This window comes from Streptomyces sp. AC512_CC834 (assembly GCF_019049325.1).
In the GTDB taxonomy this organism is placed as follows: domain Bacteria; phylum Actinomycetota; class Actinomycetes; order Streptomycetales; family Streptomycetaceae; genus Streptomyces.
Window position 1 is genome coordinate 95,182 of sequence record NZ_JAGMUO010000130.1, and the last position, 20,158, is coordinate 115,339.

Annotated in this window: 20 protein-coding genes; 10 read left to right on the forward strand and 10 right to left on the reverse strand. The window is 70.8% G+C overall.

Annotation, left to right across the window (positions count from 1 at the left end):
* Positions 1-8 precede the first annotated feature (8 nt).
* On the forward strand, positions 9-857 hold the full coding sequence (locus KUM40_RS40105) for a helix-turn-helix transcriptional regulator (protein ID WP_217171325.1): 849 nt from the start codon (positions 9-11) through the stop codon (positions 855-857).
* Between the two features lie 245 nt (positions 858-1,102).
* Here the strand turns inward: KUM40_RS40105 and KUM40_RS40110 are convergent, their stop codons facing one another.
* Complete coding sequence (locus tag KUM40_RS40110) at positions 1,103-1,522, reverse strand: ATP-binding protein (protein ID WP_217171326.1); 420 nt, start codon at positions 1,520-1,522, stop codon at positions 1,103-1,105.
* Positions 1,523-1,659: 137 nt separating this feature from the next.
* Between KUM40_RS40110 and KUM40_RS40115 the strand changes: the two genes are divergently transcribed.
* Positions 1,660-2,520: a helix-turn-helix transcriptional regulator gene (locus KUM40_RS40115; protein WP_217171327.1), complete on the forward strand. Its 861-nt coding sequence runs from the start codon at positions 1,660-1,662 to the stop codon at positions 2,518-2,520.
* A gap of 2 nt (positions 2,521-2,522) precedes the next feature.
* Complete coding sequence (locus KUM40_RS40120; RefSeq protein WP_217171328.1) at positions 2,523-2,699, forward strand: DUF397 domain-containing protein; 177 nt, start codon at positions 2,523-2,525, stop codon at positions 2,697-2,699.
* Between the two features lie 6 nt (positions 2,700-2,705).
* Here the strand turns inward: KUM40_RS40120 and KUM40_RS40125 are convergent, their stop codons facing one another.
* Genes KUM40_RS40125 through KUM40_RS40135 form a run of 3 tightly spaced genes read right to left on the reverse strand, consistent with a single transcriptional unit; the run spans position 2,706 to position 7,425 of the window.
* Positions 2,706-4,352 carry an ABC transporter substrate-binding protein gene (locus KUM40_RS40125; RefSeq protein ID WP_217171329.1) on the reverse strand — a complete coding sequence of 549 codons (1,647 nt, stop codon included), beginning with the start codon at positions 4,350-4,352 and terminating at the stop codon, positions 2,706-2,708.
* Positions 4,349-6,622 carry a hypothetical protein gene (locus KUM40_RS40130; protein WP_217171330.1) on the reverse strand — a complete coding sequence of 758 codons (2,274 nt, stop codon included), beginning with the start codon at positions 6,620-6,622 and terminating at the stop codon, positions 4,349-4,351. The genes KUM40_RS40125 and KUM40_RS40130 overlap by 4 nt, the downstream gene beginning before the upstream one ends.
* Positions 6,619-7,425: a hypothetical protein gene (locus KUM40_RS40135; RefSeq protein WP_217171331.1), complete on the reverse strand. Its 807-nt coding sequence runs from the start codon at positions 7,423-7,425 to the stop codon at positions 6,619-6,621. Before KUM40_RS40135 ends, KUM40_RS40130 begins: the two co-directional genes overlap by 4 nt.
* A 265-nt stretch (positions 7,426-7,690) precedes the next feature.
* Between KUM40_RS40135 and KUM40_RS40140 the strand changes: the two genes are divergently transcribed.
* Positions 7,691-8,590 carry a hypothetical protein gene (locus KUM40_RS40140; protein WP_217171332.1) on the forward strand — a complete coding sequence of 300 codons (900 nt, stop codon included), beginning with the start codon at positions 7,691-7,693 and terminating at the stop codon, positions 8,588-8,590.
* 197 nt (positions 8,591-8,787) lie between these two features.
* On the forward strand, positions 8,788-8,919 hold the full coding sequence (locus KUM40_RS42305) for a hypothetical protein (protein ID WP_302180955.1): 132 nt from the start codon (positions 8,788-8,790) through the stop codon (positions 8,917-8,919).
* Between the two features lie 75 nt (positions 8,920-8,994).
* Here KUM40_RS42305 and serC read toward each other — a convergent pair whose 3' ends face one another.
* Positions 8,995-10,113: a phosphoserine transaminase gene (gene serC / locus KUM40_RS40150; RefSeq protein ID WP_217171334.1), complete on the reverse strand. Its 1,119-nt coding sequence runs from the start codon at positions 10,111-10,113 to the stop codon at positions 8,995-8,997.
* A gap of 111 nt (positions 10,114-10,224) precedes the next feature.
* Here serC and KUM40_RS40155 point away from each other — a divergent pair, with 111 nt between their 5' ends.
* Positions 10,225-13,092: an FAD-binding and (Fe-S)-binding domain-containing protein gene (locus KUM40_RS40155; RefSeq protein WP_217171335.1), complete on the forward strand. Its 2,868-nt coding sequence runs from the start codon at positions 10,225-10,227 to the stop codon at positions 13,090-13,092.
* Positions 13,093-13,113: 21 nt separating this feature from the next.
* On the opposite strand, the gene KUM40_RS40160 is transcribed toward KUM40_RS40155, so the two are convergent.
* The 4 genes from KUM40_RS40160 to KUM40_RS40175 all read right to left on the reverse strand — a co-directional run bounded on the left by KUM40_RS40160 (position 13,114) and on the right by KUM40_RS40175 (position 15,725).
* Entirely contained in the window at positions 13,114-14,274 is a 1,161-nt protein-coding gene (locus tag KUM40_RS40160; protein ID WP_217171336.1) for an alpha/beta hydrolase, read from the reverse strand.
* 131 nt (positions 14,275-14,405) lie between these two features.
* A complete protein-coding gene (locus KUM40_RS40165; protein WP_217171337.1) occupies positions 14,406-15,173 on the reverse strand; it encodes a hypothetical protein in 768 nt (255 codons plus the stop codon).
* 10 nt (positions 15,174-15,183) lie between these two features.
* Complete coding sequence (locus KUM40_RS40170; protein WP_217171338.1) at positions 15,184-15,477, reverse strand: hypothetical protein; 294 nt, start codon at positions 15,475-15,477, stop codon at positions 15,184-15,186.
* Positions 15,474-15,725, reverse strand: a complete 252-nt coding sequence (locus KUM40_RS40175; RefSeq protein WP_217171339.1) for a hypothetical protein — start codon at positions 15,723-15,725, stop codon at positions 15,474-15,476. Before KUM40_RS40175 ends, KUM40_RS40170 begins: the two co-directional genes overlap by 4 nt.
* 145 nt (positions 15,726-15,870) lie before the next feature.
* Between KUM40_RS40175 and KUM40_RS40180 the strand changes: the two genes are divergently transcribed.
* The 3 genes from KUM40_RS40180 to KUM40_RS40190 all read left to right on the forward strand — a co-directional run bounded on the left by KUM40_RS40180 (position 15,871) and on the right by KUM40_RS40190 (position 18,619).
* Positions 15,871-16,116: a GntR family transcriptional regulator gene (locus tag KUM40_RS40180; RefSeq protein WP_217171340.1), complete on the forward strand. Its 246-nt coding sequence runs from the start codon at positions 15,871-15,873 to the stop codon at positions 16,114-16,116.
* 67 nt (positions 16,117-16,183) lie between these two features.
* On the forward strand, positions 16,184-16,999 hold the full coding sequence (locus KUM40_RS40185) for a class I SAM-dependent methyltransferase (RefSeq protein WP_217171341.1): 816 nt from the start codon (positions 16,184-16,186) through the stop codon (positions 16,997-16,999).
* Between the two features lie 102 nt (positions 17,000-17,101).
* Entirely contained in the window at positions 17,102-18,619 is a 1,518-nt protein-coding gene (locus KUM40_RS40190) for an FG-GAP-like repeat-containing protein (RefSeq protein ID WP_217171342.1), read from the forward strand.
* A gap of 117 nt (positions 18,620-18,736) precedes the next feature.
* Here the strand turns inward: KUM40_RS40190 and KUM40_RS40195 are convergent, their stop codons facing one another.
* The gene (locus tag KUM40_RS40195; protein ID WP_217171343.1) at positions 18,737-19,378 is read right to left on the reverse strand and encodes a dihydrofolate reductase family protein; all 642 of its coding nucleotides are present in this window, start codon (positions 19,376-19,378) and stop codon (positions 18,737-18,739) included.
* A 215-nt stretch (positions 19,379-19,593) separates the two neighbouring features.
* On the opposite strand from KUM40_RS40195, the gene KUM40_RS40200 reads away from it, so the two are divergent.
* Positions 19,594-20,151: a DinB family protein gene (locus tag KUM40_RS40200; RefSeq protein WP_217171344.1), complete on the forward strand. Its 558-nt coding sequence runs from the start codon at positions 19,594-19,596 to the stop codon at positions 20,149-20,151.
* The last annotated feature ends 7 nt before the right edge of the window (positions 20,152-20,158 follow it).

Below are 20,158 nucleotides of genomic sequence, written 5' to 3' on the forward strand. Positions count from 1 at the left end.
GGATACCGGTGAGCACGGACTATCAGAGAGCGCGTGAGGAACTGGGCCGAAGGCTGCGGGAGCTGCGCGCCGAGAGTCCTGATGGCCGGCTCACCGGTACGGCACTGGCCCAACGTTTGGGGTGGCCTCAGTCGAAGGTCAGCAAACTGGAAAGCGGCAGGCAGACCCCTACGAAGGACGACCTCAAGGCCTGGGCCGAGGTGGTGGGGCAGCCTGCCGCTTTCGATGAGCTACAGGCTCGGCTGAAGGGCTTCGAGAGTCACATCCGATCCTGGCGGAGACTGCTCGCGGCAGGGCATGCTCCTGTGCAGGAGACATGGAATGCCGTCGTCGGCGAGTCACGAACACTGCATGTGTGGGACGGCCATGTCGTCAACGGTCTCTTGCAGACGGCCGACTACGCCAGGAGCCTGTTCGCGTCGCACGCAGGGCTCCGCCGCTCACCGCAGGACACGGAGAACGCGGTGCGCGCCCGTATGAAGCGGCAGGAGTGGCTGTACCGGCCCGGCAAGCGGCTGAACTTGCTGATGTGGGAAGCCGCGCTTCAGTCTCGCGTGTGTGCGCCGGAGGTCCTGGCCGCTCAACTGGACCGGCTGCTCGGTGTGGTGGGCATGGACACCGTTCACCTGGGGATCGTTCCCCTGGACAGCCCGTTGCGCGTTCCCGCCGGGAACGGGTTCTGGATACTGGACGACCGGCTGGTCACGGTCGAGGACTGGCACGCCGAACTCTGGCTCGACGATGCTGAAACGATCGCTCTGTACCGCCGGGCCTGGGACGCCCTCGCGGAGTCAGCCGTCTACGGCGTGGAGGCGCAACAGGTGATCGCCCGGGTGCGACGCGGTATCAAGGCCTGAGGACATACGGCCGCACCACGTCGTCCTCGGTCTGCCAGGCCGGCGGCGGTGACGTGTCGAGCCCGGGCCAGCAGGGTTCGTCCCTCGGGTACGGCAGGTAACGCCCCGCCGCACGACAGCGCTTGTGCCAACGTCGCCAGCGGGCGTCGTACGGACTGGGGAGCGGCCACACGTACGGGTCCGGTTCGCGTGCCTCGCGGGTGAGGGCCGCCGCCGTTCTGTCCGTTCGCCGCCGGGTGAGCGCCTCATGGAGTCGCCGGAGCCACATCGAGCCTCCCCACGAGCGTGAACCGCGCCCAGACACACTTCGTGTACGGGTCCTGTCGGCAGCCCCAGTCGTCCGACAACGCCGATACGAGGGCCAGCCCGCGTCCGCCCTCCTCGTCGGGGCCGGAGTCGTGGAGCCGGGGGAGCCTGTCCCGGTCCGGGTCGGAGACCTCCAGGACCAGTTCCGGACCGTCCAGGGTGAGGGCGACGCCGACCTGCGCGTACGAGGTGCGGCAGTGCAGTACGGCGTTGGTGACGAGTTCGCTGGCCAGCAGGACGACGGCATCGGTGAGTTCGTCGGCGACGCCCCAGTCGGCGAGGGCCTTGTGTAAACGCTGCCGGGCTGTCGGCACGTGCCGCCTGTGCTTGGGGATGCGGAAGGTCTCGGTTGCGGGCATGGGCTGAAGCTAGGACCGCAAATGGCGCACGCACAACCCACTCAACTGAATACATTCAGTCGTCCACTCGATCGAGTGAAGTGCACTCAGTGCTGACGGCAGGTGTGGCATCGTTGCGCGAGGAGAGGGGAGGACCCATGCCCGCAGGTGGACGGCCGACCGTACGCAGCAGACGACTTGGGACGGCACTCAGGCAGTACCGACAGGCTGCGAAGTTCGATCAACCGCAGGCCGCCGAGATCATCGCGGCGAGTCAGGCCAGAGTCAGCCGCCTTGAGAGTGGGCACGTCACCGCACGCGTCATCGAGGTGCGGCTGTTGCTGGACGCGTACGGTGTCCGCGACCCGGAAGTACGCGCCAAGCTGGAGGAGTTGGCCAAGCACTCCAGAAACCGGGGCTGGTGGCTCGAACACGCGGCGCATGTGCGGCCGGACTACCTTGATCACATTGCCCTGGAAGACGATGCGACCTATATCCGTGAGTGGCAGCAGGCCTTGGTGCCGGGACTCCTGCAAACCTCGGCCTGCACAGAGGCAGTGATCCGGACCAGCCCCACCTACATGGAGCCCGAGCGAGTGGCCCAGTTGCTGAAGGTGCGCGAATCCCGCCAGGCAAAGATCGAGGAGGGCGGGGCAACGTACTCCGCCATCATCTGGGAAGCGGTGATCACCCACCCTCTGGTGAGCGTCGACATCCACCGTCAGCAGCTTTCGGCAATCCTGGAGGCCGGAGAGCGGAAGAACGTCACGGTGCAGGTACTCCCCTTCAGCGTAGGAGCGCTCGCCACAGTGACCTCCGCCTTCTCGGCATTCAGTTTTGATTCCGACCCGGTGGTCGAAGCGGTGGCTCTGGAGAACCTGAGAGGTACTTCCGTCCTTGAAGGGCAGGAAGACCTCACTGCTTACGCCAACATGTACGACCTACTACGATCGTCGGCACTGGCACCGGACGCGAGCGCGAAGCTCATCCGGAACATACTGCGGAGTACCAAGGACTGATCGTGACCAAGGTCGTAGGCCCCTTCCGGAAGTCGTCGCACTCTGGAGCAGAGAGCAACTGCGTGGAGGTGGCCCCTACGTTCGGGAACGGTCGCGCCGTCCGCGACAGCAAGCAGCAGGGCGGCCCCCTGCTCACCGTCTCCCGCGAGGGCTGGCAGGCCTTTCTTCGGCAGTTCTGAGTCGGCTCACGGCGGTGGGCAGGTGCTTTCCCCCGGTTCCTGATAGGTCCGGTACAACGGCGACTTGTCCTGGCGTTCCACCGGGAAGGTCACTATGGGCACCGGCTTGCACACCGGCCACAGCCCCACCACCTGCTCGTCCCCGGCACTGGCGTCCGCCCCGGCGCTCTCGTCGGCGAAGGTGAAGACGCCACTCGCGCCCGGTACGCAGCCGGCGGCACAGTGCTCCAGGGGGCTGCCTCGGCGCAGTTCGTCGTAGACGTCGTTGTGGGTCACGGCGTCGATGTTGCTGTCCCGGGCCGCCGCCACGGCGGTCCCCACTGCGGTGAGCGCGTCGTGGTACATCACGGCGTATCCGTCGTTGAGGGCGTCCGGATCCTCCTCGGCGAAGTATCGGTCGTAGGACTTGGCGAAGTGGGCGAAGGCCTTGGGGACCTGCTCGTCGCCGTCGGTGTCGGCCCGCCAGCGGGGCGCGTCGACGGCGACGGCGGTCACGATCTCGATGTTGTTGCGTTCGGCGATCCGGCGCATCTCGGTGTCCCCGGTGGCGAGGGTGCGGCCGGTGCTGACGCGCAGGATGCGCAGCGGCTCGTCGTCCGGGCCCCGGTCACAGGAACTGGTGCGGTCGATGGTCTTCAGGAAGGGCGGCAGATCCGCGTCGCGGCCCGCGAGGAACACGGTGCGGGCGTCGACCGCGCACATCGCGGCCACGGCCCGCCGGAAGATCTGCGGGGTGCCCCGCGAGGGCCCCTTGATGCCCTGGTAGGTCTCGGTCCGCCGCTCCACCTCGTCGGGGGTGATGCCGTACCGCGCGCCGAACTCCCGGCGGAAGGCACGGCGGAGGTTGGCCACGTAGTTGTCGTCACGGTCGTCGGCGATCATGAAGGTGTTCTTCCGGTCCACCTCGTTGGCGCTCACATAGCGCTGGAGCGCGTCGACGAGCTGGTCGGTGGAGGGCGAGACCTTGAACAGGTAGGGGTGCTCCATGTCGCGGGAGCTGAGCACGGCGCTCACCGCCGGGATCCGCGCGGGTCCGAGGCCGTCCCGGACGGCGGCGAGCGTGGCGGCGTCGCTGTTGGGGAAGCCGATGGCGGCCACGACCGGCGCGTCGCCCCCGCGCCGGGCGGTCAGCGCGTCGGCCACGGTCTGCCAGTGGCTCAGGTCCTCGCCGACGTTGGCGAAGAGCAGTTGTACGGCGGTGTCGCCGGTGATGGGCCCGTCGTTGTTGGCCCGCTGGGCGACGTAGGCGCCCTGGAGGGCGTGCCGTATCAGGTCCGGCGCCATGGCCGCGCCGGGGCTCTGCGCGGTGTACGGCATGACGACGGCGACGCTGACCACCGGCTTGCCCGACGTCCGCGCCGCCTCGTTCTCCTCCTCGATGAGGCCCAGTACGTCATCGATGTCCGGGGCGAAGGAATACGCCTCGGCCGTCACGCCGACGCACTCCCCCTCGGGGCCCGCCCGCCGCAGCTCCCGGTCCGCGGTGCAGTAGTCGCGGTGCTGCCGGTAGCTGTCCAGGCCCCACCAGGCACCGCCCGCCGTCAGGGCGGCGACCAGCGTCCACAGGGCCACCACGTCGACCAGGCCGAGCACCCGGAAGCGGAGCCGCCGCGGCAGCCAGCGCCAGGTCCGCCGATCCCGCAGCCCCGTCATGCCGTCCCTCCCGTGCGCGGTCCCTCGCCCTGCCAGCGGTGGTCCAGCGGCCAGTCCTCACCGTCCTTGACCGCGCGGGGCCAGCGGATGGCGGCCTGGGCCAGGACCGCGCGGCCGGTCAGGTGCTGGGCGGACAGGAAGGACAGGTCCTGGCCGATCCGGTCGACCAGGGGCCGGTCCGCCTCGGCCAGTTCGTCCGCCGCGTACCACAGGGCGTGCAACAGCCGGTTGACGGCCTGCTTCTCCAGGTCCGTACCCGGGTCGGCCCGGAGCTGGAGCAGATCCCGGCGTCCCCGGGCGACCTCCTGGCACTGCTCGAACCAGATGTTTCCCGGTGGGCGTGGCGCATGGGCGACGGTGCGCAGGACGTGCAGCCAGTCGACCGCGTCGCCGTCGTGGCGGAGGAACTCCGCGTGCAGCCGGTCGACGACCTCCGGCGCCTCTCCCGCGGCCAGCCGGTGCCACAGGAAGCGCGACCACTCGTCGCGCGCCAGCCGTCCCGAGCGGCTCTCGGCCCGCTGCCGGTGGTGCTCGGCGAGCAGGGCGTGCGCGCCGGACCAGTCCACGCCCCGGCCGCCGCGTCCGCTGCGCATCTGGTGCACCAGCAGGGCGCGCAGAAAGCGGTCCGTGATGAAGGGCCGGCTGCCCGGTCCGCGCGACCAGCGCTCCCGCTCGAGCTGGGCGGCAACGCCGTCGGCCGCGGGCAGCCCTTCGATGCGGCGCGGCACCCATCGCTCGGCCAGCCGCTCGGCGGCCTCCCGGTCCCAGGCCAGGGAGAACAGGCACAGCTCGTCGTGGTTCTCGCTGCCGACGAGGGTGTCGAGCAGCCCCCAGACGATGGATTCTCCGGCCCTGTCGGAGTGTGCCAGGTCGAGCAGTTCCTCGGCCGCCACCCACTCCTCGGTACGGGACCGGTCCACGACCGCCTCGCACAGCCTGCGGGCGCCCATCGGATGCCCCCGGGTCAGGTCGTGCACGGCGCCCGCGATGTACGGGTCGAAGGAGGCGCGGTCGTCGCGCCTGAGCATCCGCTCCAGGTGCTCGCACTCCAGCGGCGGCAGCGGCAGGAGCAGTACTCCCGCCGAGGGCGCGGTGCCCTCGCGGGCCCAGCCGGAGTCCGTGCCGACGTCGTGCAGTGAGCGTCGCGCCGCCTCCGGGTAGGGGGCGTCCTCTCCTGCGGGGCCCTCGCCCCGGGTGTCCGGAGCGTCGTCGCCGTGCAGTTCGGTCGCGATCACCGCTATCCGGTCGCGGGCGCCCCGGCCGGACCGTGCCCGCTGCTCCAGGAGCAGTTCGAGGAAGTCGCGGCCGGCGTCGGTGTGCACGTCGTCGAGGAGTACCAGCGGGCGCGGGGCACGGTTCGCGCGCCAAAAGCGCCCGTAGCGCACGTCCTCCAGGAACGCGGCCGTCAGCATGCGTTCGACGCCGCGCCGGAAGCCGCGGCCCTGGTGGAACTCCTGGCACAGCCGGGCCACGGCCGACGCGCGCTCCGCGGCCGGCACCGGGCGCGGCTGTCCGGAGGCGCCCGGAGGCAGTCCGCGCAGCCGGTTGTCGGCCTCGCTGCGGTAGGTCTCGTACCAGCCGACCAGCCGACGGGAGGCGAGTCGCCGGGAGCGCGCGCGGCGCTGCCCGCCCAGGAAGGTACGCACGGCCGCCTCGGGGAACGCCGCCGGGTCGGGGGAGCCGCCGTCCGGGGGTGTGGGCAGCGCCGAGCGGAACAGTGTGTCCCAGGTACGGCGTGGCCGCGTGTCCGGCGGAACGCCCATCAGGGTGGCCGAGTGCCGGTCGGCCACCCGCAGTTCGCCGTCGTGGCCCGGCCGTCGGGCGGACACCACGGCGAGCAGTCCGGCGGTGGTACGGGGGAACCGCAACCCGCCGAATCCGGCGACGGGACGGGACAGTTGGGCGACGAGCTCCACCAGCATCTCCACCGCGTAGGAGTTGTTGGACATCTCCGGTCCCACCCTGGCCCGTTCCTGCAGCTCCGTGCAGTTGATCCGGGCGAACGGCACACGCGGGCCGGGCCACAGGCCGGTCTCGGGCGCGTAGGCCTGGTGGAGGTCGTCCAGCATGGCGCTCTTGCCGGTGCCGTGCCGCCCGCTGAGCAGGACCACCGGCAGGTCGTCGGCGAACTCGTGGTGCGCACGTCTGCGGTGGTGGTCGCGGTCGAGGCCGACCATCCGCGGCACCAGCCGGTGCAGCACGGGCTGGCGTGCGTACACCTCCGGGATCTGACTGTCCGCCACCGGCGCCGGGCCGAAGGGAGCGGTCATCCGAGCCTCAGCAGGGAGCCGATGAGGTCAGACACCATGCCGGAGGCCATGTCCCGGCCCATGGAGCCCACCGACCTCGAACCGGCCTGCACGAGGTCCCGGCTGTGCTCCAGGAAGCGCTCCACGGTGCCCGCGTCGGGTTCGGCGCCGCCGCGCGAGGCGTCCGTCAGCGCGGCGGCGAGGTCGCGCACCTGCCGCAGCTCGCTGTCGCTCTCCGACAGATCGGGGCGGGACGCCTGTACGAGGCTGGCCAGTTGTTCGAAGGAGAGGAAGACTCCGGTACCCCGTTCCGTGACGCCGACATGCACCGGGGCGGGCAGGTCCAGGTGGTCCCTGGCGTACTCCAGGTCCTCGAAGGCGAGTTGCCGGCCGCAGTAGAAGGCCTCCCGCGCCCAGAGGAAGCCCTCGGCACCGGCCCCTCCGTCGCCGTACTGGCCGACCCGGTCCCACCAGGCGAACAGGGCCGCCTTGGCGTAGCGGCGGCGGGACTCGCGGTCGGCGTACGCCTCGTCCCAGACCCCTGCCTCGTCGAGACCCGTGTCGGTGGGGCTGACCAGCGGCGGTACGGCGCCGGAGTCGTTGTGCACGGTGATCCAGCCGAGCGCGGCCAGGCGTTCGACGACGTCCTCGACCAGCTCCAGGGTGCAGCGTTCGTGGTGGGCGTAGGCGGAGCTGGCCACGCGGTGCTCTTGAGTTCCCCCGGTTTCCTCGCGGAGCCACAGCAGGAACCTCGCGGACGCGGCACCGGTGTCGTCGTAGACCGGTGACAACCCGTTCGTGGGCACCGCCCCGGATCTGATCATCGTTGTCCCCCAACTCCCGTGACCAGCCATGTGCGTTCGCCTTCCCAAAAGGGTGAAGTCAAACACGTCATATCTGATGTTCACCCGTTCGTGTCGTTCCCCTCGGCCCCTCCCGGCCGTGCCCCTGCGGTCCCCGTTCACCGTCTCCCGCGACGGCGGGCGGGCTTTCCGGGGGGCGGCATAGTCCTCTGGCATGTTCACTCGTACGGCTGAGTCCGCCTCGAATCCACGCGCTTAGTGTGCCCATGCGATTACGTTCCGTCGCATGGTCAGTTCGCCGCATGAAGCGCTGCATCGGATCTTCCGGGTGGATCCGGGGCTGTTCGCCCGGCTGTTGCCGCGGGCGGGCATCGGGTTTCCGGAGCACACCGCGATCGAGCCTCTGGACACCGATCTCACCGAGATCAGGCCACTCGAGCGCCGAGTGGACAGTGTGTTCCGGGTTCATGTGCCCGGTGAGGAAGGCGGCTTCGTGCTCGCCGTCGAGTCGCAGGGCAAGCCGGATCCGGACAAGCACAATAGCTGGACGTACTACTTGGCCCACATGTACGCCAAGTACCGGTTGCCGCCGTTTCTTCTGGTGGTGTGCAAGGACAAGGCGACCGCAGCCTGGGCCTCCGAGCCGATCCGGGTCGGGCGTGGCTTCCACACCAGCATGATCGTCTTCCCGCTGGTCCTGGGGCCTGGAATCCTCCCCGTGATCACGGAGCCGGACGAGGCGGCCCGGGACCTCGGAGTCGCCGTCTTCTCCGCACTTGCCTACGCCACGGACCCGGGACTGACTGCGATACTGGACGCGCTGGCGTCAGGAGTGGCGGACGACGCAGGGAAGTCAGGGTCCGGGGACGTGGACCGGGTGGACTGGGCGGAGATCGTCGAAATCGGACTGGGTGAAGGCCCGGGTCGTGAGTACTGGAGGAAGCTGATGGCCACTTACACCCCGAACTTCCCGGGCAGCAACTCGATCGTCGAGGAGTACTGGCTCGAAGGCCGCGCCAAGGGCAGGGCCGAGGACATTCTGCGCATTCTTGAGATGCGGGATGTTGAGATCCCTGACTTGGTCCGGGAGCGGGTCGCCTCTTGCACTGATCTCGACGTGCTGGGCACCTGGTTCGACCGCTCTCTGAGCGTGGTGTGTGCCGAGGAGTTGTTCGTTGAGGGGTAGGACGTACGGCGATCGGCGAGGCCGGTCTGGGCTGAGGCGCGGGCCGTGACTGTTGGAGGAATCTGATGGCCGCTTACACTCCAAACTTTCCTGGCAGCAACTCGATCGTTGAAGAGTCCTGGCTTGAAGGCCGAGCAAAGGGCAGGGCCGAAGCCAAGGCCGAGGGCAGGGCCGAGACTATTCTGCGCGTTCTCGAGGTGCGGGGTGTCGAGACCCTCGACTCCGTCCGGGACCGGGTCACCGCCTGCACCGATCTCGACGTGCTGGGCACCTGGCTCGACCGCTCCCTGAGCGCGGAGCGCGCCGAGGAGCTGTTCGCCGAGGAGTAGGAGCGTACGGATGCGCGGAGGGCGCCCGGCGGATCATCCGCCGGGCGCCCTCCGTCGTTGTACGACGAGACGCGGCTACAGCTTCTCGATGACGTAGTCCACGCACTTCGTCAGCGCCTCGACGTCCGCCGGGGCGATCGCCGGGAACATCGCGACGCGCAACTGGTTGCGGCCGAGCTTGCGGTACGGCTCGGTGTCGACGATGCCGTTGGCGCGCAGCACCTTGGCGACGGCGGCGGCGTCGATGTCGTCGGAGAAGTCGATGGTGCCGATGACCTGCGAGCGCTTGGCCGGGTCGGAGACGAACGGGGTGGCGTACTTGGCCTCCTCCGCCCAGGAGTACAGGCGGGTCGAGGAGTCCTTGGTGCGGCCGGTGGTGAAGTCCAGGCCGCCCTGGCCGTTCATCCAGTCGAGCTGCTCGCCGAGGAGGAAGAGCGTGGCGAGGGCCGGGGTGTTGTACGTCTGGTTCTTGCGGGAGTTGTCGATCGCCGTGGGGAGGGAGAAGAACTCCGGGACGTGGCGGCCGGACGCGTGGATCCGCTCGGCGCGCTCGATCGCCGCCGGGGAGAAGACGCCGATCCACAGGCCGCCGTCGGAGGCGAAGGACTTCTGCGGGGCGAAGTAGTACACGTCGGTCTCGGCGATGTCGACCGGCAGGCCGCCGGCGCCGGACGTCGCGTCGACCAGGACGAGGGCGTTCTCGTCCGCGCCGGCCACGCGCTTGATGGGCATGGCGACGCCGGTGGAGGTCTCGTTGTGCGTGAGGCCGTACACGTCCACGCCGGCCTCGGCACGCGCGTCGGGGTGCGTGCCCGGGTCGGAGGAGACGACGGTCGGCTCGGCCAGCCACGGGGCGAGCTTCGCGGCCTTGGCGAACTTGGAGGAGAACTCGCCGAAGCTCAGGTGCTGCGACTTGTTCTCGATCAGACCGTGGGTCGCGACGTCCCAGAACGCGGTGGAGCCGCCGTTGCCGAGGATCACCTCGTAGCCGTCGGGGAGCCGGAACAGCTCGCGGATGCCCTCACGGACCTTGCCGACCAGGTTCTTGACCGGGGCCTGGCGGTGAGAGGTGCCGAGCAGGGACGTACCGGTGGCGGCCAGGGCGTCCAGCGCCTCCACCCGCACCTTGGAGGGGCCCGCGCCGAATCGACCGTCCGCGGGCTTGATGTCAGCAGGAATCTGGATCTCAGCCACGTGCCGGAGGGTATCGCCTTGACCAAACCGGGCGAAGCCATGTCCGTCCGATGAGACGAGATCTCCGCCGTGCGGACCTGTACGGAGCTACGAGAGCCCATGCTGGAGGGCATGACCGATCTGGAGGCAGCACTGCGCAGGGCCGTCCGCGGCGAGGTCGGATTCGACGTCACCTCCCGGGCGCTGACGACCATGGACGCGTCGAACTACCGGCGGGTCCCGCTCGGGGTCGTGGCGCCGAGAGACGCCGACGACGTGGCGGCCGTACTGGAGGTGTGCCGGGCGCACGCGGTACCGGTCGTCCCGCGCGGCGGCGGCACGTCGATCGCCGGGCAGGCGACCGGTACGGGCGTGGTGCTGGACTTCACCCGGCACATGAACCGGCTGGTCGCCCTCGACCCGGAGGCCCGTACGGCCGTCGTCCAGCCGGGTCTGGTCCTGGACCGGCTCCAGGACGCCGCCGCGCCGCACGGGCTGCGTTTCGGCCCCGACCCCTCCACCCACAGCCGCTGCACGCTCGGCGGCATGATCGGCAACAACTCGTGCGGCTCCCACTCCGTGGCCTGGGGCACGACGGCGGACAGCGTGGGCGAGCTGTCGGTGCTCACCGCGCGCGGGCGGCGGCTGCGGCTCGGGCTGGAGTGGTCCGGGGCGCCGGAGGGTTTGCGTGAGCTGGTGGACGGCGACCTGGCCCGCCTGCGCACCGGCTTCCCCGACCTGCCGCGCCGTATCTCCGGCTACGCGCTGGACGCCCTGCTGCCGGAGCGGGGCGCCGACGTGGCCCGTTCCTTCTGCGGCTCGGAGGGCACGCTGGGCGTGCTGACCGAGGCGGTGGTCCGGCTGGTCGAGTCACCCCGCGCGCGTGCGCTCGCGGTGCTCGGCTACGCCGACGAGGCCGGGGCGGCGGAGGCGGCGGCCGGGCTGCTGCCGCTCGGCCCGCTGACGGTGGAGGGCATGTCGGTGGACCTGGTGCCGTCCACGGAGGGGTTGCCGCGGGGTGGCGCCTGGCTGTTCGTGGAGACGGGCGGGGAGACGGAGGCGGAGGCACGCGCGCGTGCGGAGGCGGTGGTGCGGGCGGCGGACGTCGTGGACGCGCTGGTGGTGACCGACCCGGCCGGGCAGCGGACGCTGTGGCGCATCCGGGAGGACGCGAGCGGTACGGCGACGCGGATGCCGGACGGCTCGGAGGCGTGGCCGGGGTGGGAGGACTGCGCGGTGCCGCCGGCCCGACTCGGCGCCTACCTGCGGGACTTCCGGCGCCTGCTCACGGCCCACGACCTGCGCGGCACGCCGTACGGGCACTTCGGCGACGGTTGCATCCACGTACGGATCGACTTCGACCTGCTGTCGGAGGCCGGGGTCGCGCGTTTCCGCCGCTTCTCGGAGGAGCTGGCGGACGTGGTGGTGGCGCACGGGGGTTCGTTGTCCGGGGAGCACGGGGACGGGCAGGCGCGGGCGGAGCTGCTGCCGAGGATGTACGGCGCGGAGACGGTGGCGCTCTTCGAGCGCGCGAAGGCGGTGTGGGACCCGGACGACCTCCTCAACCCGGGGATGCTGGTCCGTCCGGCGCCGCTCGACGCGAACCTCCGCTTCTCCGTCCTGCCGCGTGAGCCGGTGGACGTGGAGTTCGGGTACCCGTCCGACGGCGGCGACTTCTCGGCGGCCGTGCGCCGCTGCGTGGGGGTCGCCAAGTGCCGTACGACGTCGGTGTCCGGCTCGGGGGTGATGTGCCCGTCCTTCCGCGCGACGGGGGACGAGCAGCACTCCACGCGAGGCCGGGCCCGGCTGCTGCACGAGATGCTCGCCGGGGAGCTGGTGACGGACGGCTGGCGGTCGACGGAGGTCCGGGACGCCCTGGACCTGTGCCTGTCCTGCAAGGGCTGCCGCTCCGACTGCCCGGTCGAGGTCGACATGGCCACGTACAAGGCGGAGTTCCTGCACCACCACTACGCGGGGCGCCGCCGCCCCGCCGCCCACTACGCGATGGGCTGGCTGCCGGTGTGGCTGCGCTGGGCGTCGCGGGCGCGGATGGCGCCGGTTGTCAACGCGCTGGCGTCCGTGGGGCCGTTGGCGGCCGTGGCGAAACGGCTGGGCGGGATCGCGGGGGAGCGGGAGGTGCCGCGGCTGGCGGGGGAGACGTTCAGTGGGTGGTGGCGCGGGCGGGCGCGGGGGCGGTCGCGGGGACCGGCCGGTGGCGGTGACCTGGTGGTCCTCTGGCCCGACACGTTCACGGAACACCTCTCGCCCTCCGTGGGCCAGGCTGCCGTACGGGTGCTGGAGGCGGCGGGGTTGCGGGTGGTGCTGCCGCCGACGCTGCGGGGACGCGCCGTGGTCGGCGACGGTACGTCGCGGTCGGCCCTGGCGCTGCTGACGGCCCGCCGGGGCGGCCGGGTCTGCTGCGGCCTGACGTACGTCTCGACTGGCCAACTGGACCGCGCTCGCGCGGTGATGCGCCGCACGCTGGACCTGATGACCCCGGTACTGGAGACGTCCGCGCCGGTCGTCGTCCTGGAGCCGAGCTGCGCCGCCGCCCTGCGCACGGACCTGCCGGAGCTGCTGCACGACGACCCGAGGGCGGCCCGGCTCGCGGCGCGTGTGCTGACCTTCGCGGAGGCTCTGGAGCGCCATGCCCCCGACTGGACGCCGCCCGCCGTGGACCGCCCGGTCACCGGCCAGACCCACTGCCACCAGCACGCGGTCCTGGGCGACGCGGCCGACCGGCGCCTGCGTGAGGCGGCCGGCCTGACCGGCGAGCTGAGCGGCGGCTGCTGCGGCCTCGCGGGCAACTTCGGTTTCGAGGACGGCCACTACGAGGTGTCGGCCGCCTGCGCGGAGGACCAGCTCCTTCCGGCGGTGCGCGAGGCACCGGCCGGTGCGGTGGTCCTGGCGGACGGGTTCTCGTGCCGGACGCAGTTGGAGCAACTGGGCGGGGTGCGGGGGCGGCATCTGGCGGAGGTACTGGCGGAGGGGCTGGAGTGAGGGCGGCGCGGGTGACGTCTTCTACGGCCGGCGGAACTCGACCTCGGGGTGGGAGGGCGTGGGGCCCTGGAGGAGCGGTTGGTGGATGCCCCGCAGGTGGAGGTCGAAGAAGGCGCGAACGAAATCGCGGGTGATGTACCAACCCCGCTCACCTGAGAGCGGAACCGCCGGATCCGCCAGCCCCAGCTGCTCCGCCAGCCAGGGGATGTCGGTGAAGGAGAAGTGCCCCGCCCCGGTCACGGTCAGCCAGCGTTTCCAGCCGTGCAGGCGGTTCCAGGTGGCGGGCCAGTCGGTGCCCGGGCTGTCGGGACTGTGCGAGAACTCGGTGCCGAGCATCATGAACGGGCGCCGGCCCAGCCCGGCCCCCGCGTCGCGTACGAAGAAGGAGCCGTCGAGGTTGACCCCCGCCCGCACGCGACGGTCGGCGGTCATCGTCGCCATGGCGGCCGCCCCGCCGATCGAATGCCCGGCGACACCGATGCGGCACGGGTCGATCATGCGAGCGAGTGCCCCCGTTCTCCGGCGGTCGGTCAGCTCGTCGAGCACGAAGGGCAGGTCCGCCGCCCGACCCTCCACGACGGTCGCCTCCTCGACATCGACGCCGACCCGGTCGCAGGCCACACAGGGGGGTATCCGGCCCCCGGGGAACTCCGTGCCGACGGATTCGTAGGCGTGGTCCACGGCGGCGACGACGTAACCGCGGGAGGTCAGCTCCACGGCGAGCGCGGTGAGCGTGGCGCGTGGCATCGAGAAACCGGGGGACAGCAGGATCAGGGGGAAGCGGCCCGGCGCAGGGGGTGCGGAGGCCTGCGCGTGCGTGCGCACTCCGGCGAGAGTCGCGGTGGGTACGACTTCGCCGAGGCTCTCGGCGTCCAGGAAGTGTTGCGCCTCGCCCTCGGTCATGTACGCCGCCGGGGCCCCGCCGGAGGAGCGTGCCGGGTAGTACACGGACACCATCAGCTCCCGGCCTTGCGCCGTCGGCACCCAGGGGTCGCTGCGGTGCCGGTCTACGAGGTGCAGGGTGCGTCGGCCTATGGGGTGAGGGCCGGTGGGGGTGGGCAATTCCAGCGCAGCGGTGGGAGCCGACGACGCGGGTGCGGCTCCCAGGAGGGGGACGGACAAGGCTCCCGCGAGCAGCGTGGCCAGGACGGTTCTGCGCGATGTGCTTGATCTGCCGGTCATGACGCCGAAGTTAGGGCTCGACGGGCGCTCAATGCGTCAGTCCTGAGCGGTACTTGGACGTCCATCTGTAGTCTGGTCACGGCGGACGGGGTGCCCCGTGGGGATTACATGCCTTGGTGAGAGGCGACGTCTCAACTGATCCTTGCGCCCACGTTGGGTTTGATGCCCTCCTTGGCCTGCTGGACCCGATCACGAAGCAGTCTCAGTGCCGCTTGGGTCCGCTCCGTCGTGGTCTTTTGCTCAGATGTCATTGCGGTGACCCACAGCATGGTCGTGCCGCTTCGGGCTTTCACGGAGAGCAGGGTCGGCTGGACATCTGCGGACGACTTGAGCACATCTCGGGTAGCCGTTTGCTCGTCTCCCAGAGATTCGGAAAGGCTGACTTGCGCGCCACTCAGGTTCAGAGAGGCGTAGAGATCGTGCGCGGCGCTTTCGCTGGAGCAGGAGTACAGGGCGAAAGTCAGGCGGATGCTCTCGGCAGGGGTCCGGTCGCCGCGATTGAAGTCGCTTTGGCCCATGGCTACAAGGCCGGCGCAGTCATGTGCCATCACTCCCTGGCACATGAACTGGTCGGTGGTTACCAATGGCTCAGCGATGCGCGACCAGCCCGGTAGTGCGGCTTCGTCGGGCAGGGCCCCCTTCACACGGCCGACGTCGAGAACTGAGACTGGTTTGCCACCAACGGTCGTCGCGGAGGGAGCCGTGCTCGGGTGGGACGCAGCGGCCGACGAAGGGGCCTCGGGTGTTTCGGCTTCGGTTCCGCAGCCGGAGAAAAGTAGGCACGCTGTTGTCGTCAACACCGCTGCCAGGGATCTTCGTCTGCCACTCACGCCCGTCATCTCCCGCGCCCCTTCGTCGATTTGTGACGCGATCATATGCGTCTGCTGGGTGGGCCCCATCAGGGTCTGGTCAGTCGACTTGGCGAAGGTCGCTCAGCCTCCGGCCCCGGCTCTCGGCCACCCGTAGCGCGTCCGCGAGGGCTTCGGTGAGGCGCTCGGCGAGGTAGCGGAGTTCGCCGTGCGGGGCGCGGGGGAGGAGGTCGTGGGCGTGGGCGAGGAGATCCGCTCCCATGCCGAGCTGGGTGACCTCGGTGGTGTCGGCCAGCCGTGAGACGGGGCCGCCGTTGTCGTCGGTGATCAGGTAGCAGGGCTTGCCCTCGGGGCCGGACCAGGGGAGCAGGCGGGGCGCGCGGGGTGTCGTCATGCCGCCGCCTCCAGCTCGTACAGCGCGCCCGCGAGAAGGTACGGGCGGACGGCCACGGTCTCGGCGCCGTCGAGGACGGTGGGCAGGCCGTAGGGGCTGCGGTGGGAGGGGAGGGGGATCACGCCGGTGGTGGACTGAGGGGGTGGTGCGGTACGGGTTGCCGGGCGTGGGCGGGTGCGGCGGTGGGTGCCTCGGGGGTTGAGCAGCAGGCTCACCCATGTGGCGAGGCGGCCGATAGGCTCGTTCATGTCATCAGCTCCTTTGGGTTTGGCTGGTGGCCACGCCCCCGGACGGCTCCACCCGTCGCGGGGGTCTTCAGCTGGAGTGGTCTCCACGGTCTACCGCAGTCTACTGCGGTCGCGCGGTCTACCGCAGAGTTTTAGCGTCCACCGCATGACTCCCGAACTCGATCGCACCCGGCCCGTCTGGCGGCAGGTCGCCGCTGCCATTGAGGCGCGCATCGCGGACGGTACCTATCCCATTGATGCCCGGGTTCCGTCGGTGGTCGAGTTGTCGGCCGAGTTCGCCATTGCGGCGTCGACCGCGCAGAAGGCGCTGGCACACCTGAAAGGGGAGGGGCTGATCCGCGCCGAAGTCGGTCTCGGCTCCTTCGTCGCCCGCCCACCGGCCGGCCGGTGAGGACGAGGCGTAGCGAAGTCTCCGTGCCGCATGGACCGCTCCACCGGACGGCCGTCAGAATGCCCGGATGACAAGCGTTGAGGTGACGCCGGAGATCGTGAGGTTCTACAGCGAGACCGTCGACGAGGCGGACCGGCTGATCAGTACCGCCGACGGGCGTCTGGAGATGGTACGTACACAGGAGCTGCTGCGCCGCCACCTCCCCTCGCCACCGGCCCGGGTGCTCGACGTCGGTGGCGGCCCTGGCGCACATGCGCGGTGGCTGGTGGAGGACGGGTACGACGTGCATGTGGTCGATCCCATTACCCGCCACGTGGAACAGGCGGCGGCCACCGGTGCGACCGCCGAGCTGGGCGACGCTCGACGCCTCACGGCCGATGACGGCGCCTACGACGTCGTACTCGTGTTGGGTCCGATGTACCACCTGCGGCAGCGGGCGGACCGGGACCGTGCGCTGGCAGAGGCACGGCGGGTGCTCCGGCCGGGCGGATTTCTTGCGGTCGCCGGGATCAACCGGTACGCGTCGCTGTTCGAGCACGCCGCCTACGCGCACCTGCACAAGGAGTCGATGCGGGAGAGCATCGGGACCATCCTTGCGACCCAGATCCACGACGGGAAGCAGGCGTTCACCACGGCGTACTTCCACACCGGGGAGCAGTTGCGCGAGGAGGTCGCGGCGGCGGGGTTCCCGGACGCCTCCGTCTTCGGGATCGAGGGGCCTGCCTGGTCCCTGCTGGCGGCAGCGGAGCGGAACACCGGTCAGTCGTTCCGTGAGTCGAGCCTGTTTGAGTCGGTGCTCAGTGCGGCTCGTATGGCCGAGCCCTACCCCGAGTTGCTGGCGGCGAGTTCGCACCTCCTGGCCGTGGCGCGTCGGCCCGTTTGAGGCGTCGGAACCGCGTGCCGCGACGGGTGCGTGATCGTTCGTATGGACGGTTCGGGTGATCAGGGGCAGGCGTCGCGGTGGCGGGGCGGTAGGCGGCCGTGGGTGGTCGGGGGCGGTGCGGCGCTCGTCGCCTTGGTGGTCGCCGCGGGTCTGGTGGTCGCCGACGACGGGCCCGCCGACATCGCCGTGCCGTACGGCTGCGGGAGTGGCGGCGCTCACGGCACCGCGGGCACCTCCTCCACGCCGGACGGGCCCGCGCCGGACCGAACCGCGCCGGACGGCGTCGCCGACTTCGACGGGGACGGGCATCCGGACCTGGCGCTCGGCTCGATGGGAGACGTGCCGGGCGGGTACGGCGGGGGGAGCATCGAGGTCGCGTACGGGGCGGGGGACGGGACCAGGATCGCCCGTTGCCAGTACCTGACGCAGGACGACGCCGGGATACCGGGAAAGAACCGGGACGAGGCGTTCTTCGGCACCGACGTCGTGGCCCGCGACCTCGACGGGGACGGGTACACCGACCTTGCCGCCTCCGTCTTCGACTGGAAGCCGAGCGTGATCATCATGTGGGGGTCCGAGAGCGGGCTGTCGCGTGCCGTCCGGGTGCCGGGGACGGACGTCAGCCACGTCTCCTGGGACAACGACCCGATCCTGGACGAGCAGCTCGCCGCCGGTGACTTCGACGGGGACGGACACTCCGACCTGGTCTTCGGGCTCGGCTCCGACAAGGGGCTGCTCAAGGGGCCCTTCGGGCGGGACGGCACCCCGGCCGCGACGGACCGCGTCCCCGCCCCACGCCGCCCCGCGCCGGACGTCGACACCGCGAACTACAGCGACCTCGTCGCCGGGGACCTCGACGGCGACGGCAGCGACGACCTGGTGAGCTTCCACGACGCCGACACGGGACCCGAAGTGCCCTGGCGCGAAGCCACCCAGCCGGTGAGCTACCTGCGCGGCGGCCGGGACGGCTTCACGCAGCCCGAGGGCACCCGGATCCCCGACGCGGGCGAGGGGGCGATCGGCGACGTGGACGGCGACGGCGTCGACGACCTGGTCCTCAGCCCCCGGGGCGGCGACGCGAGCCGCAGCTCCGTGACGGTGGCGTACGGGTCGGAGGCCGGGCCGGGAGAACGTACGACGACGATCGACCGCGACACTCCCGGCGTGCCCGGCGACGAACCCCAGGACGAGGACGCCGCCTTCGTCACCCTGGACACCGGGGACGTCAACGGCGACGGGTACGCGGACGTGGTGGCCGGGGCTCCCCGGTGGGACGTGTACGGGAAGCCGGGGCCCGAGCAGGTGCTGTTCCTGGCGGGCGGCCCGGACGGGCTCAGCGGTGCGGGCGCCCGGCTGTTCGACGGGGACGACCTCGGCGCAGCGCCTGGCGGGGACGCCGACTTCGGCAGCGCCGTGGGCCTCACCGACCTGGACGGCGACGGCCACGCCGACCTCGTGGTGACCGCGCCGGGCAGCGACACGGTCGACGGCGTCGCATATCTGCTGCGCGGCACCGCGGACGGGCTGTCCGACACCGGTGTCACCCGGCTGTCCGGAGACACCTTCGACGACACCGAGGGGCTGGGCCTGCTGATGGGCGGTGGCGAGGTCGCCCACTAGTCCCGTGCCACTGGTCCCGTGCCACTGGTCCCGTGCCACTAGTCCGTGCCACTAGTCCGTGCCGCCAGTCCCGTGCCGCGCGTCGGTGGTGGCCGGGCGGGGCCGACTGCTCCGGGCTCACTTCCGCCAGAACAGGTGGTGCGTCACGCCGCTCGGGCTGGGCACGACGTCCTGGTGGAACCGGTCGAGCAGTTCGTCGGGGGACTCCCACAGCCGGGCCCCGGAGCCGAGTTCCGTGGGCGCGACCGCCACATGCAGGGTGTCGACGAGGTCGGCGTCGAGGAACTGTCGGATGACCGTGGCCCCACCGCCGAGCCGGACGTCCCGGCCCTGCGCCGCCTCCTTCGCCCGGGCGAGCACCGCGGCCGGGTCGCCGTCGACGAAGTGGAACGTGGTGTCGGAGAGCGTGAACGACGGGCGCTCGTGGTGCGTCATGACGAACACCGGCGTGTGGAACGGGGGCTCGTCGCCCCACCACCCCTGCCACTCGTGGTCCTGCCAGGGCCCGCGCTGCGGCCCGAACTTGTTGCGGCCCATGATCTCGGCGCCGATGTTGCGGGCGTAGTCCCGTGTGAAGTAGTCGTCCAGCCCGCGGCTGCCTCCCCCGCGGCCGACGGGCGGGTGGTCGGTGGTGAAGGCCCAGGCGAGCAGTTTCCCGGGATCGGCGTGGCCGAAGGGCCTCTCAAGGCTCTGGTCCTCGCCGGCGCCGAACCCATCGCTCGAGACGGTGAAGTTCTGGACTCGCAGCAACTGGCTCATGTCGCTCCTTCTGCTTCGCGCTCTCTGATCACTTGACGAACCGTAGACCGGCCCGGCCGGGGAAACTCATCGCCGCATCGTGCAGTTCTGAGGCCACTTCAGCCGTCCCTTTCCGGCCGTTTCCGGAAGGTCGACGATCTAGGACACAACCTGACCTCAATGGCTCGTAGCGTGGTCCTCGACCGAAGGAACAGGAACACCGGAAGGCGGAGACCATGACCCTCGACGAGCTGACCACCCCCAACGTGACCGAGGCCCCGGCCGTCAGCGGTGAGCGCGCCGATCTGCTGGAGATGCTGGCCAAGCACCGGCACTTCCTGCGCTTCACCACCCGTGACCTCACCGACGAGCAGGCCGGACTCCGGACCACCGCGAGCGAGCTCTGTCTGGGCGGCCTGATCAAGCACATGACCTCGGGCGAGCGGAACTGGGGGAACTTCATCCTGAACGGCCCGTCCGCGATGGGCGACTTCACGGCCATGACCGAGGCCGACTGGGCCCAGCGGGCCGACGAGTTCCGGATGCTGCCCGGTGAGACGCTGGCCGGGGTACTGGCCGACTACGCCGAGGTGTCCCGCCGGACCGACGAGCTGGTCGCCACTCTGCCCGACCTGGGGGCCACGCACCCCTTGCCGAAGGCCCCGTGGTTCGAGGCCGACGCGCAGTGGTCGGCCCGCCGGGTGCTGATGCACATCATCGCCGAGACCGCTCAGCACGCCGGCCACGCCGACATCATTCGCGAGTCCCTGGACGGCGCCAAGAGCATGGGCTGACCGGGGG